Source organism: Bradyrhizobium sp. USDA 4501, assembly GCF_054062115.1.
This window is the reverse complement of sequence record NZ_JBSSEX010000001.1, coordinates 1949192-1962598: the sequence shown is the minus strand read 5'-3', so window position 1 is coordinate 1962598 and position 13407 is coordinate 1949192. Positions and strand designations below refer to the sequence as shown.

Here is a 13407-nt window from a genome sequence, read left to right as displayed (position 1 = left end):
CAGACGGCTTCATGTCAATCGTCCTACGCAATCGCTGCCGTGTCTGAACAAAAAGTGTCGGATCGCCGGTCCGGTAGGTATCGAGCTTCCGCTCGGGCCAGTTCGTCGTATCTTAGCAATTCGAAGATCTCATCAAGCGTTGCAATATTAGGCTCAATGCTCGCAGTGTTCTCTTCGGTCATAATTCGATGACAGACGTGGCGCATCGCCGTTATTGCCGCTCGCATCGAGTGATTGGCCCAGATCACCGTGGAGATGCGCGCTTTGCGATACACAGAAGCTGATGTCCGGTAATATTTCGTAGGAACGATTACGACCGGCAATTTGTTCTGCCAGACGCGTGCAAACGCAAGGACCTCATCTGCGGCACTCATTCGCGAATGAATGAGGATTGCGTCGGCTCCCGCGTCAGCATAAGCGTGAGCGCGCATAATCGCCTCGTCCATCCCTTTACCGCCAATCAGTGCCTCGATCCGGGCCACGAGGACGAAGTTCTCGGCCAGTGCATCCTTCACTGCGCGCAGACGCCCGCAGAATTCGTCGACATCGGCGAGCGGATGCCGATTGCCGACGAACGAGTTCATTTTCGGAAAGCAGCTGTCCTCCAGCGTGACACCGGCTGCGCCGCGTTGATGGAGCTTGCGCGCCAGTAGACGAGCATTGTTGAAATTCCCGAAGCCGCCATCGCCGTCGACGAGGACGGGGAGTTGAGTTGAGTCCACGATCCGTTCGATGGCGTCGGCGAGTTGGCTCCAGGACGCTTCGTTCGCATCACGATAACCGAGAGAGCAGGCGATCGACAAACCGGACGCCCAGAGCCCTTTGAAGCCCGCGCGCTCTGCGATTGCGGCGGAGAGGCCGTCGTGCGCTTCCATAAGAAAGGAGAGCTGGCTGCTGGAGCAGATCTCGGACCGCAACTGTGCTGCGATTGACAAATCAGCGGAACGTTCAGGGTGATTGGCTAAGATAGAGTGAGGTTGATCTTGCATGCCAATTCCTTGGGCGCTTGAACTGCTGACGTTCGTGCGGTGAAGGTGGCACCCCTCTGTCACGTGAATCAATTGCGAGGGTTGGTAGTTGACCGAGCCCTAAATTGTTGGGCCAAGATGGGCCAGAGCTAGGTCGATATTGCGAAATCTGATCAATACTGCATGCCTGCGCCGCTGCCTGCGCAGAATAATAGTTCTGCTCACCCGCCCGGGGGCCGCCGGACTAATCGAGCATTTGGCAGTCCGACAATGTAGAGGGCTAGGTCCTTCAGCGCCGATCGGCAGGGCAACATGCCGAGTTGTCGCTTTCTTACGAGGCCCCCGCAGACTTAGAGCGCGCTCGTTGGCTCAAAGTTGATCCTGACGGGTGAGCCAGAGCAGACCAGCCTGAGGCGGACGCCTTAGCAGCCAAATGAGCCAGTCTGAGTCTCGAAGAGGCTGGTGAGTGAAAGACATTGCCGATTCTGCGTCGTCATTATTTCACGCGCTCGTTTCTTCGTATTCGTGCTCGGGAAGCCTATTGATAGGCGTTGTTCCGATCCGCTGAAAGCAAGCAGCGCGTCAAGCCTCGCGATCACCTGCACCTAACTACCGAGATGGGGAGAGTGACAGTAGCTAAGCGGAAGTGAGTTCATCCAAATCGAAAAAGTTAATCGTTCCATCGCGGAAATGCATCCGAAGTTGGATAGTGCGCGGCTGCAACCACAAATCGTCACAACCCTGCGGTTACCTTGCACGTGCATTCAGAGCATGCGGGGAAATTGTGCGATGTCAGGTGTCGACTGGAGATCAGAGAGCGCATACCACCAAGTCAAGCAGGCGGAAGCGGCCGACATGGCCTGGGAGTGGTTGCGCCGCGATGCCGAATATCAAAAGGACTTCAGGTCTTGGCTCAGAAGCAAACACTCCAGCGCGACGGATCACTTCCGGCGGAAGTGGGGACTTACGTTTTCCGGCTGATCCGCAAAAAACATTCGACAAACAGGCTGTTTTCTGGTCGCCCGAGGCGCTTTCGACTGTGCTGACCGTCCGCACTGCGGTCGGCTCGATTGTGTCTGAGCCGTCTGGCCTTATGTTCATCGACGTGGCAGGCAGCGAGTTGCGTGAAGCGCCGGACGGATGGCATGCTATCGTGCCGCTCGGTGGAGCGAAGCATCGCCTCTGGTTAACAGAACTCCCGCCGATAGGATCAATGCTGGCCGTCGACTTGCCGCTCGACCGCAACTTCGACCTTCGTTTACGGGCCGCCCACCGATTTTGGTTAGCGCTCGAACGGCGTCCCGTCGGATCGCCACCTCTTGCTCAATCGACCGGAGCTCGGGATCGGCACATCCTCGCTTTACGTGCAGTGGACGGGTGGCTGGAAGGCAACAGCTATCGTAGCATCGCGCAAGGCCTTTTTGGCAAGGCGCGGCTTCCCGATCGAGGCTGGAAAACACACGATCTGCGCAGCCGAACCATTCGTTTGGTCAAGATGGGGCTCCGCCTAATGCGGGGCGGCCATCGTGAGCTGCTCCGTCACAGGAGCAAAGACAAGCACACGGCCCCTGAGCGCTAGTCCAATCGCGGGGCGCGGAATAGCAGTCGGCCTCACAGATCGGCTTCGTGGCACAATTAAGGTTGAAGCTCGACATCAATAATAAATCGGATCGCAGAGCACGAGCGGCAGTTTGGCCAATCAATGCGCCCCGTCAGTTCATCCTACCGTGAAAGCTCACGTCATGAAGCTGATGTTAGTGTTGGCGCAACTGCACTCTGAAGAATAAGGTCGTAAGCGGTGACAGTTGATCATCGAAACATCGCGGCTGGCGGGTTTTCTGAGTTCGCAAGCGGATGCGAGCTGATGCAGCAGGGGCTGGTGGCTAGGCGTCCCATGCGGCCTCCTGGAGTGGCGCAACGTTCATCACTCAACAAGTAACGTGCTTCTGGCATCTTGATCAATCGCTCAAAATAGTGGGTGACGCAGTCATCTCGCCTGTCTGGCGGTCGGGAGTTGAGTCGGTTAGCGAGTCAAGCGGATCTGGAACTTGGCTCAACGCCGTGTTCACTGGGCTGCGGCTGGATAGCAAATCCATCAAGGAGCCGGGCCTAAAAATGACTCTTCTGATGAGACTATGCGAGTTCACCCCTGGGCGGGGAGCATAACCCGCTCAATCGAGTTAAGCGTCCTACCAGTGCAACGTGCGGCTCATCTGATTTCCCCGTTGTGGCGCTCATGGATTGGTACGAATATCCAGTTCAATTGTACGCGCTACCTCGATGACACTCTCTGGATGGCCGCCGTTCTCGAACAGAGCATATCTCATGGCTTGGGCGCGGCTGATAAACAAGCCGCCAAATGCGCCACGTTGTTCGCGGACGACCCAGTTACCGGCCCGATCTCGACCAACGAGAACAATCCGTGGGGCGCCGTCACGCGAACGGGACGCGAAGAGCGGAGTCATCATGCGTCCCCATGAAAACGGCGGCTCAAAGTCATGTGAAGAAGTTCGCGGCGGAAGCATTTCAACCCGCATCGCGAACGGGCTGCTGAATTGTCAGGCGACTTATATCGCCGACAAAAGGGAGCATTCAGTGGCATCAAAGCGCGTCTTCGCCTGGCTCCGCATAAGCCTGTAGGGCTTAAGCTCGTGTCGCCGAGTTCGTAAATTACTTTAATTGCGAGCGGCGTTCGCCTACCAGGTCTGGCAAAATGAGAGTTTCCGCGATAAGGGCGTGCCAGAGCCGGCTGACCGTCAAAAGTAGCAGATGGCTTAGTTGTGTGTCGTTGGCCCCGTTTTAGCGGCGGGTCATCGCGGTCGATGCGGAAGAAGAACGCCTACCATGCCCACATGGGTGATGTCGTCAAAGTCTAACGTCTACCGTCTCCAACCATCTGGCTGAGGTCACGTTGGTACATCGATGCAGCAAGCACCAGCATTGAGGCAACGTGCCTGAGCCGTTCGATGCGTCTCGCAAGGTCGTGGAACAATATGTTGCGGCTTCGCGTCGATGGTGAGATCTCGACACTTTATCTACTGCTAGACGGGCTCAACTTCCGCTGCTCATCTCTTATTTGGGATCTGCAGCTGCTGACAGAACCCAAATAATTAGCTCGCCTGCTCGTCGCTGACGGTGGGGATTGAGGACAAGGCATAGGCACGGGAGACGAGCTTATAGCAACAGCATGCCTTTTCCTCGAGCAATTGCGGGTCGTCGATCTGCAAGACCCCGCGCATCTTGCGAATCAGTCCTTGCTCTTCAAAGCGGATCAGTGTTTCCGTTACCCCAGCGCGGCGAAGCCCCAGCACTGAGGAAAGGTAATCGTGCGTGACTGGCAGTACGCGGGCGTCGACAGCTTCACTTGCAAGGCACAGCCAGCTCGCAAGCCGTTGTTCACGATGGTGCCGAACTCCGCACAATCCTGTCTGGACGCACTGGAATGTCAGGGCTTGAGCGTACTCGAATAGATGGTCGCGGACCTCTGGGTGCTCTTTCATGATTCGACGCAAATCATCTACGCGGATTCTGTGCGCGCTTCCGGGAATTACGACCACGGATTGATGCGTCGAAAAATGTCCTCCCCACAGAAATGAAGCGCCAACCACGCCCCGGTATCCTATGACTGCTGTTTCTAGCATACTTCCCGCGGCAACGATCCTCAAAGAGACGAGGCCGGTTTCTACAAAGTAGACGTGCTCGACCGGCCGCTTTGGCTCTTGCAGAACCATGCGCTCTGTCAGGACGATAGGCTCAAGGCACTTTCCTATTGCCGCGAGGTGTTCGATAGAAAGCCGCGCCAAGATCACGTTTTTTACAAAGGGCCGCTTCGTTGGGCTCCCCGTAACAAAACGGTGAAGCGCCGCCCGTGTTTGGAGCAACTGCTTGGAATGTCCATCTGTGGAGCAATCAAGCGCTTGTAGGATGGTGGGCACGCGATCGGTCATGGTCCCTTTTCCTAGCAGGTGTTAGCCTGAGCGCTCACCGTAACAAGAACGTAACTATAGCAACGTCTTGATCTCGGTTGATGCAACACGCATCGAATCGGCGCCCAAATCCAGCGTCGAAAGCCCTCTCTTTGATGAATTTCGACTAATTGGGGCGGAGGGTGTGCATCGGGCCCGCCACCGGCCGCGCATACGATGGTCCATGTCGAGTCTTCGATGCCGACCACCAGCGCGTTTCCAGAATAAATCAACTACATTTACATCCTCGATGAATTGTCTGAGTGGCCGCTCAAGTGATGACGGCCTGCGGTCAGGAGGCGATGTCACTACGGCGATCGCCTCCTAAGCGGCGCGGAAGGCGCATAATGATCTTGAGAGACTGGCCATGACCTCAGCGATCTTCCGCGCGTTTCTCGAGGTGACAAAGCCAAGCGCTGTTGCCTCTTCGAGTCGGATACACGCAACCATTGCGCCGAGATCCTGGATGAGAGCAGCAGTGCGGCTATTTGGCTCGCCGCAGGTCAGCTTCCCGAAAGCTGGCCCTGCCATCCTGGCGTCGTGGGGATATCTCTCGGGGCTGATCTGCGACTGAATCAAACGCAAACATCGTCAAACGGAGTTTTGAGATGGTTCGATATGATGCGCTCTACATGGCAGCCTTGGCCTACAGCAGTACATCAGGCGCTACCCAGCAAGATGAAACCAAAAACCGGCACGTCTTTGACCAACAGCTGGACCGGATACCGCCGGAGCTGAATGAACAAGCCGGTGCAGGTCCCGCCCATTCTATTGCCTCGGACGAGGTGCCAGATGTGGTCAACCAGCAACCTGATTTGAAGCTTGTCGTCATTTCGAACCGCGTTGCGCCCTTCGACCCCAGTAAACCCCAGACCGGCGGCCTTGCAGCCGCCCTCGAGCCGGTCGTGCAACGGTCCGGCGCGGTCTGGGTCGGCTCCTCGGAAAACCGCGGCGATGGGACCCAGGTGCCCCTGCCACTGGTCGAGACTGGGGCGGGATTCGTCGCCAGGCTCGATCTGCCGGCCGCTGACCATGCTGGCTATTATCGTGGTTTTTCGAACTCGACGCTGTGGCCGGCATTGCACTCCCTGCCGGACCGGATGTCGGTCTCGGAAGACGATTATGAACACGATTATGAAAATGATTATGAAGGCTATCAAAGGACCAACAGTTATATTGCGGGTGCCGTCTTCGACGTACGGGATCGGGACGCATTCTGGGTGCATGATTATCATTTGCTCCCGCTCGGAGCCCGACTGCATGAACTCGGCATCGACCGGCCGACCGGCTTCTTCCTTCACACGCCGTGGCCGGCGCCCGAAATGGTCGATAGCGTACCCAATCATCGCGAACTGGTGAAGGCGACGCTGAAGTATGACCTGATCGGATTCCAGACGAACCAGGATCTGAATAACTACTCGGCGTACCTCCGAACACATTTCGGACTGGAGACTGAGAATGGCGTCGTCACCACGGAGCGCGGTCCGACGCGACTGAAAAAGTTCCCAATCGGGATCGATCCCAAGCAGTTCGCAGACTATCTCGCTGCAGATCTTTCTCCTGCAGAGCAAGAAAAAGTCTCGTCAATATTGCAAAGCTTCGAGGGATCCAAGTTTGCGATCGGCGTGGACCGGCTCGATTACACCAAGGGCATCGACAAACGGGTCGAAGGGCTCAATCAGCTTCTAAGGTCGGAGCCCCACAGCATCCCCCTGTTGCAGATCGCGCCGTTCTCACGCGCCGATGTCGAGCAGTATCAGAACTATAAAGAAGAGGTCGAGAGCGCGATCAACCGCGTCAATGCCGAGCATGGCACAGACAGATGGAGCCCGATCCACTACAAGAACGATTCGTTCAGCCAGGCCGCACTCGCGCGGCTTTACCGCGCAGCCCATGTCGGTGTCGTGACCCCGTTGCGCGACGGCATGAATCTTGTAGCGAAAGAATATGTTGCGGCACAAGACCCGAAGGATCCCGGCGTTCTGGTCCTATCCAAGTTCGCGGGCGCCGCTGAAGACTTCAACGAGAACGAGGCACTTGTGGTGGATCCGAACAACCCTGAAGAGATCGCAGCCGCTATCTCGAAGGCGATCCGCATGCCGCTTGAGGAGCGTGTCACCCGGTGGCGCTCGATGATGGACAAGATTGAATCCTATACCATCCACGACTGGTCGGCGGATTATGTTCGAGAGCTGGATAAGAGCCGTGTCACTGTCCCAGCTGATCAGTTCCATCGTCTCGGTCTCGGCTGGACCAACGAAGCTCAAATGCCGCTGTACCAGAATTATGCCACGGCTTTGACTGCTTTCAACCAGGTCGCCCCCGCTGATACCGCCTTGAAGGAGGCTGCCTATGCAGATGTTGAGTCAAGCTTTGAGGCGCTAGCGGCTCCACTGATGCGTACGCAGGACAGACTCTGGGTCCTGCCGACACCGGACAGCATCGCCTAGTTCTGGTCGCATAGCAGTCCGGTGCCGGGGAGAACTGACGGAGCGAACAGCACACGGCGAATTGCGCTTCTGCGGCAGGCGAGAGGCACAATACAGGTCTGGCAGCTGGCGCGGTTCTTTCGATCCGCGCTGGCCCACATGATGAGCGGAATGTCGCAGCAGATACTTACAGTCACGAATTGGAGATCGCCATGCGCACTGCCATCAGCTTGATCGCGATCTGGCTGCTGATCAACACGCTGCTCTATGTCATGCTGAAGCGCGTCGACAAGTCTGCCCGATGACCTAGCTCGGAAGATTATACCTCGCATTTGGAGAAAAGCGTTCCCTTGGCGGACGGCGAGCGGTTCTCTGTTCCGGTACTTGGCCGCAAAAGATCCGACGGTGCTGTCTGACATTCGGTCTTGTCGACACCGCCCTGTCTGTTTGGCGACCAATGTCGGCAAGCGGACATCCTCGTGCAGCCGTGAGCGGCTGAAACTTGCGGCGCTTTGGTCGGCATGCAGCTTGCAGTGAACGGTTCGCGAGGGAGCGCGGGCCGAGCCATGTCATGTATTGCGTACTTTCTGCGGCTTCCGCTTGACGCGCCAGGCCCGCGTGGCCGCTCGACCTCAGCCGGAGCAAGTCCATGAACACGTCACTTCTCTCTGCAGCGCTGCTTTCGATTGCCTGCGTCACCTCCGCTGCGATTTCACAGGAGCGAAAGGTGGCGGCGGTCACGGAGGATCCATTCCTCTGGCTTGAGGAGATCGAAGGACAGGGCGCATTGGCATGGGCCCGTGCCGAGAATGAGAAGACACTCGGCGTGCTCCAATCAGATCCTCGCTATCACCGGTTCTACGAACAGGCGCTCTCAATCTTGCAGGCCAAGGATCGAATTCCATACGTTTCCCTGGGACGTTGCGGGTTGCAGAACTTTTGGAAAGACGAGGACCATGTGCGCGGCATCTGGCGGCGCACCACGCTTGAAAGCTACCGTCGCCAGGACCCACAGTGGGAAACCATCCTTGACGTGGACGCTTTGGCTGTTGCCGAGAACAAGAACTGGATCTTTCAAGGCGCGAGCTGCCTTCAGCCTGAAGAGCGCCTTTGCCTGATCAGCCTTTCCGACGGTGGCAAGGATGCTGCGTCCATACGCGAGTTCGACTGCAAGGCCAAGACCTTCGTTGCGGACGGCTTTTATCTTCCAGAGGGCAAGCAGAGCGTCAGTTGGGTCGATCGTGACACGCTCCTTGTTGCAAGGGACTGGGGCGAGGGCACTTTGACGCAGGCCGGCTACCCGTTCGTGGTGAAGGAGCTCAAACGCGCTCAGCCGCTCAGCGAGGCGCGCGAGGTCTTTCGCGGCGAACCTGGCGATGTTCGGGCGGTGCCTTTGGTACTTCGAGACAGTGAAGGCCATGTTCATGCGACGGGGGCGATTCGTGCGATCGGGTTTTTCGAGCATGAGTACGTGCTCTTCCGCCCCGATGGGCCCGTCAAACTCAATCTGCCGAAGAAGGCGGAGATCGTGGGCCTCGTGAGGGGCCGCCTGCTTGTGAAACTTGACGAGGAGTGGATGCTGTCGGGTGATGCCAACTTTAGTGCCGGCTCGCTGATTTCGTATGACCTGACTGAATGGAAACGGGATCCCTTGCGCGCCAAAGCCTCGCTTGTCTTCAAGCCTGGGCCTCGTCAGGCGCTGAGCGGGCTTAGCTTCACGAAGAACCTGTTGATCCTGACGATCCTGGACAACGTTCAAAGCAAAGCGTTCGTTTACAAGCACGATAAGGGAACCTGGTTGGCGACGCCGATCCCGCTGCCGGAACATACCAATGTAGGTGTGACGGCCGCTTCCGACGAGGCGGACCAGGCCATGTTCGCCGTCTCAAGCTATCTCAGGCCAACGTCGGTCTGGTATTTTGATGCCAAAACTCAAAAGCTCGAGCAATTGAAGACAACACCGACTGCCTTCGATGCGTCTAAGCATGTCGTAGAGCAATTCGAAGCGACTTCGCGTGATGGCACGTCAATTCCGTATTCTCTGGTGCGACCAAAAAACGCGAGATTTGACGGCGCCATTCCGACACTTCTTTATGGCTATGGCGGATTCCAGGCGTCGCTTCTGCCCTCTTATCTAGGCCCTGTGGGGCGGCTCTGGCTTGAACAGGGCAATGCCTATGTCGTTGCAAATCTGCGAGGGGGCGGCGAGTTTGGCCCGCAATGGCATCAAGCAGCCCAGCGGGCGGCGAAGCAGACGACGTGGGATGATTTCATCGCCGTTGCCGAGGACCTGATCCGCCGCAAGATCACAAATCCGCGCCGGCTCGGCGTCATTGGCGGCAGCCAGGGCGGGCTACTCGTTGGCACCGCAATCACTCAACGTCCCGAGCTCTTCAACGCGGCGATCATTCAGGTGCCGCTGTTTGACATGCTTCGATACACCAAATTGGGTGCCGGCGCCTCCTGGATCGGCGAGTACGGCGATCCCGCTTTTCCCGAGCAGCGTGCGTGGATCGAAGGCTACTCGCCCTATCAGAAACTGGAGCCGGGCAAGCCATACCCAGCGCCTTTAATTCTGACCTCCACCAAGGACGATCGCGTGCATCCCGCGCACGGCCGCAAGGCTGCAGCAAAGCTCGCCGCGCTTGGCCAACCTTACTTCTATTACGAGAACATCGATGGGGGGCACAGCGCGGCGGCCAACCTCATCGAAACGGCGCGTCGACTAGCCCTTGAATACACCTACGCATCGAGGCGGCTTTTGTTCTGAATGAGCTGGCGGACGGGTCAATCGAACCAGGCTCCAGACCATTCATGATCCTGGTCACCGCGTCCGCCAGCTAAATCATTGAGGCGAGATGCGAGGCGATACACAGAACCAGCCAATCGACGGACCAGATGCTGCAGAGTTTAACGGGAACTGGACGGATCCCGACAGCGCTAGAGGTGTTCGAACACAAGCCCGCAATGTCCAGTTCGTCATGCAATATGGCTGGCCAGGCCTCTCCCCATGAAGGACCGTAGTTTTGCTGAGCCGGATTGGCCCATGAGTAGCTATTCCAAACCTAAAGCTCCGTCCTGGCTTTTCTGGAGAAATCGCGTAGCGATGAACCCCGCACCGAATGGTCTGAAATCCAACTGCCCCTCAGGGAATCCAAGATTCGAGGGTTTGTGTACCTGGATCGATATCTGGTCCTGCGGGTGGGGTAGGGAGCCAGGTCGTTGAGTTCGCCGTGACAGGCCGACCCGAAAGAAGTCTCAGTCGAGCGCGGTCCCGGCAGTCAGCGATGGCGGTTGTTGGCGCTGGAGAAGATCGGTGCACACTGCACGGCTCCACAATAGCTATCCCAGTGAGAGGCAGGAAAGAAGATGCGCAAGCTACCGATCCTGAAAAGCCTCCATCTGTTTGAGGCAGTCAGCGAGTTTCCAAGTTTCTCAAGGGCGGCCGAGCGGCTAAACATGACGACCGGCGCAGTAAGCTACCAGATGCGCCTGCTTGAGGATTGGTTCGGCAGGAGACTATTCGTGCGGCACAGTTCGGGCGTGCGGCTGACATCCGATGGCGAACAGCTCAAGCGCAACTGTGCAAGCGCATTCACGATGCTCGAGAAAGGATGCTACGAGCTGCGAAGGCGCCATGCAGGGCGTTCTGTGGTGGTCGGGTGCTCAACCACGTTTTTGTCGCACGGCCTGTTGCCCCGTATCGGTCGGTTCCGCAAACTCTATCCGGACATTGACCTTGTCTTTGAAACCGAAGCCGATCTTGACGCGCTCGCTGTTGGTGCGTTGGACGTAGTGTTTCTCGCCGGACCGCTGAAGCGGCCATTTCCCGTCCGCGAGGTGCACGCTTCAAATGAGATGATTGGCCCAGTCTGTGCGCCAGCTACGCTCGAGGCGATCAAAAGTCCGGAAGATATTCTGTCTATCTCTCTGTTACACGAGGCTGACAGGCTCGACGCCTGGAGCGAATGGGCCAGCGCAGCTGCAATATGCTTGCAAGCATCGCGCAAGGTCGTGTTCGACACATTTTCCTTGACTATGGAGGCGGCCAAAAGTGGGCTGGGAGCCGCAATATCCTCGCAAATTCTGGTCAGAAGCAACCTTGAGAAAGGAGAGCTTATAGCTCCATTCGGCTTCGTGCCGGTTAATCGCTCAATCTATATGTTCGTCAATGGGCACGCGCGCAATAGCGCGGCTGTCAAACAGTTTGAGCGCTGGGCGCTGTCAGAAATACTGATGCCGAATCATCAGCCATCGCCTTTCGAGGCCCCAACCCGGCAGATCAAGCAAGCCGCTCAATCGAAGGGCCCCCCGGATGGGTCCCTGCAGGCGTCAAGTCGTTGATGGCCATCATGGACCTACCAGCTGCGGACTGTTCGACGGTAAGACGCAGGAAATCCGTGGCGCGCAGCCAGAAGATCAAGGATTGCAAACACATCGTCGACATACGCGAGCCCGTTTGCGTACTTCGCATTCACTGGTAAAGGGCTTTCCTTCTCCAAAATCAGAACGGGCGCGGACTGATGATCCTGCCCAAGCCTCTCGATGAGCGCGGCTCGTGGCTTCGCCCAGGGAATCCGACGAACGTCGAGCCTCGCAGCGCGGCTTGGAAACGCGGACAGCAAACCGTCTAATAGCAAGCAGTGCCAACAATAGAATTGTCGTCCCGGCAAGGCCGGATCCGCAAAGGGACTCTCCAAAAGGAACAGCTGATCCCAAGGCATGGTGTGGCTCCCTGATCTAGCGATCGGCAGGAGAGAAAGTTTGAGAATCCCTTGATCGCACCACCGCGAAGGTCGCAACGGCGAAGGCAACAAATGCGCTCGCCGCGCATAGGAGGACGATCGTGCCGAGAGCAAGCCAATCACCTAGAATCGACAAAGCAATGCCATTTCCCGCAACGCCGCTATAGGTGCAACATTGAAATAAGCCTGAAAGGCGACCGGCCCGGTCGGGAGCCACTGACGACACCATGTGCGCGTGAGCGGCAGCCGCAAAGATCTGGCCGAAACCAAGCATTGCGCTGCTGGACGCGATCACCACGGAAAGGCCGGCATCGAGTGACATCAGCGCAAGGCATGCCGCAAGCAGGATTGCAGCCCCGGCAATGGTTGGCAAAGCGCCCAGCAGATCGTAAATTGGCTTGACGGCCAGCGCGCCCAGCAAGGCAAAAACGCCGTTCGTCATGACGATCGTCAGTAGAATGCTTTTGTCGAGAACCCCGTCAGCTGTGGCATGTATTGCAGGATAGACGTTGATGATGCCGGCGCCTAGGTTGAGCAGAAAGACAGCCAAGAATGCGGGATAGAGCGGTGCCAAGTCCAGCACGGTTCCGGAAGGCCGCGCCTCAAGCACGGCTGGCGTCCTTCTGAACTGCTGCTTGATGCCAAGCAGCACGACCAAGGACAGCATGATCGCCGATATGTTGAAGGCCAAGACGCCAGGCAAGTGCAATTGATCGGACAGCATGGCACCTGCAAACATTCCCAATAGATAGGTGAGCCAGTCGATATTGGCGATATTGCGTAGCACCGAGATCATGCCGTCTTCCGATGTAATACGACGGAAGAAAGCAACCTCTGCAGACAAATAGACCGGCTGGACCAGGCTCAGGACGGCCATTGCGGCATAGCTCTGAAAGGAATTGGCTCGGTCGCTGCCGAAGATGGCGAGCAGCGCGCATATGCGAACAGCATTGACGATCATCATGGCCGAGATCGGATCGCCTCGGTCGACCAACGGCGACAGGAAGAGGCTCCCAAGCATGATCGGCGCAAAAGTAACCGCAATGCCGAGACCCGCGGCGCTCATGCCGGATTGCAGAAGGCCGATCAGGATGCCGATACGGAACGCCCAACCGCCGATCTGAATGATCAAATGCGAGAGATAGATGAACTGCCGTGTGTTCGCCCCGCTCATTGTTGACTTAGCTCATCGGGGATCATCTGATCGCTTGACGCGGAAGGACAGATGGATGGCACTGGCTTTTTGACGCGGCATCGGTGCGATGAGCCCGCAAGCCAACGATGAACGCTCTCGCAATAG

General features: G+C 57.3%; 9 protein-coding genes. 5 read left to right on the top strand and 4 right to left on the bottom strand.

Annotated elements, in window-relative coordinates; genetic code table 11:
• Positions 1–23: 23 nt before the first annotated feature.
• Entirely contained in the window at positions 24–989 is a 966-nt protein-coding gene (aepX, locus tag ACVWZM_RS08945) for a phosphoenolpyruvate mutase (protein ID WP_456852686.1), read from the bottom strand.
• Positions 990–1658: 669 nt separating this feature from the next.
• Here aepX and ACVWZM_RS08940 point away from each other — a divergent pair.
• Both ACVWZM_RS08940 and ACVWZM_RS08935 read left to right on the top strand, forming a co-directional pair.
• On the top strand, positions 1659–1949 hold the full coding sequence (locus ACVWZM_RS08940; protein ID WP_456852684.1) for a transcriptional regulator domain-containing protein: 291 nt from the start codon (positions 1659–1661) through the stop codon (positions 1947–1949).
• A complete protein-coding gene (locus tag ACVWZM_RS08935; RefSeq protein WP_456852682.1) occupies positions 1849–2547 on the top strand; it encodes a DUF2285 domain-containing protein in 699 nt (232 codons plus the stop codon). The genes ACVWZM_RS08940 and ACVWZM_RS08935 overlap by 101 nt, the downstream gene beginning before the upstream one ends.
• Positions 2548–4078: 1531 nt before the next feature.
• Here ACVWZM_RS08935 and ACVWZM_RS08930 read toward each other — a convergent pair.
• Positions 4079–4915, bottom strand: coding sequence for a Crp/Fnr family transcriptional regulator (locus ACVWZM_RS08930; RefSeq protein ID WP_456852680.1), 837 nt, complete (start codon positions 4913–4915; stop codon positions 4079–4081).
• A 626-nt stretch (positions 4916–5541) separates the two neighbouring features.
• Between ACVWZM_RS08930 and ACVWZM_RS08925 the strand changes: the two genes are divergently transcribed.
• The 3 genes from ACVWZM_RS08925 (at position 5542) to ACVWZM_RS08915 (ending at position 11706) form a co-directional block, all read left to right on the top strand.
• Positions 5542–7383 (top strand): alpha,alpha-trehalose-phosphate synthase (UDP-forming), encoded by a 1842-nt coding sequence (locus tag ACVWZM_RS08925; protein ID WP_456852678.1) that lies wholly within the window; start codon positions 5542–5544, stop codon positions 7381–7383.
• A gap of 628 nt (positions 7384–8011) precedes the next feature.
• Positions 8012–10132, top strand: coding sequence for a prolyl oligopeptidase family serine peptidase (locus ACVWZM_RS08920; protein ID WP_456852676.1), 2121 nt, complete (start codon positions 8012–8014; stop codon positions 10130–10132).
• 599 nt (positions 10133–10731) lie between these two features.
• On the top strand, positions 10732–11706 hold the full coding sequence (locus ACVWZM_RS08915) for a LysR substrate-binding domain-containing protein (protein WP_456852674.1): 975 nt from the start codon (positions 10732–10734) through the stop codon (positions 11704–11706).
• Between the two features lie 14 nt (positions 11707–11720).
• Here the strand turns inward: ACVWZM_RS08915 and ACVWZM_RS08910 are convergent, their stop codons facing one another.
• Positions 11721–12086, bottom strand: coding sequence for a DUF3088 domain-containing protein (locus tag ACVWZM_RS08910; RefSeq protein ID WP_456852672.1), 366 nt, complete (start codon positions 12084–12086; stop codon positions 11721–11723).
• A 16-nt stretch (positions 12087–12102) separates the two neighbouring features.
• Entirely contained in the window at positions 12103–13281 is a 1179-nt protein-coding gene (locus tag ACVWZM_RS08905; protein WP_456852670.1) for an MFS transporter, read from the bottom strand.
• Positions 13282–13407: the final 126 nt, after the last annotated feature.

Excerpts from the sequence above, each read along its gene's own strand:
- ACVWZM_RS08930 (WP_456852680.1), bottom strand. The coding sequence starts at position 4,915 with ATGACCGATCGCGTGCCCACCATCCTACAAGCGCTTGATTGCTCCACA.
- ACVWZM_RS08915 (WP_456852674.1), top strand. The coding sequence starts at position 10,732 with ATGCGCAAGCTACCGATCCTGAAAAGCCTCCATCTGTTTGAGGCAGTC.
- ACVWZM_RS08910 (WP_456852672.1), bottom strand. The coding sequence starts at position 12,086 with ATGCCTTGGGATCAGCTGTTCCTTTTGGAGAGTCCCTTTGCGGATCCG.
- ACVWZM_RS08940 (WP_456852684.1), top strand. The coding sequence starts at position 1,659 with ATGCATCCGAAGTTGGATAGTGCGCGGCTGCAACCACAAATCGTCACA.
- aepX (WP_456852686.1), bottom strand. The coding sequence starts at position 989 with ATGCAAGATCAACCTCACTCTATCTTAGCCAATCACCCTGAACGTTCC.
- ACVWZM_RS08905 (WP_456852670.1), bottom strand. The coding sequence starts at position 13,281 with ATGAGCGGGGCGAACACACGGCAGTTCATCTATCTCTCGCATTTGATC.
- ACVWZM_RS08935 (WP_456852682.1), top strand. The coding sequence starts at position 1,849 with ATGCCGAATATCAAAAGGACTTCAGGTCTTGGCTCAGAAGCAAACACT.
- ACVWZM_RS08920 (WP_456852676.1), top strand. The coding sequence starts at position 8,012 with ATGAACACGTCACTTCTCTCTGCAGCGCTGCTTTCGATTGCCTGCGTC.
- ACVWZM_RS08925 (WP_456852678.1), top strand. The coding sequence starts at position 5,542 with ATGGTTCGATATGATGCGCTCTACATGGCAGCCTTGGCCTACAGCAGT.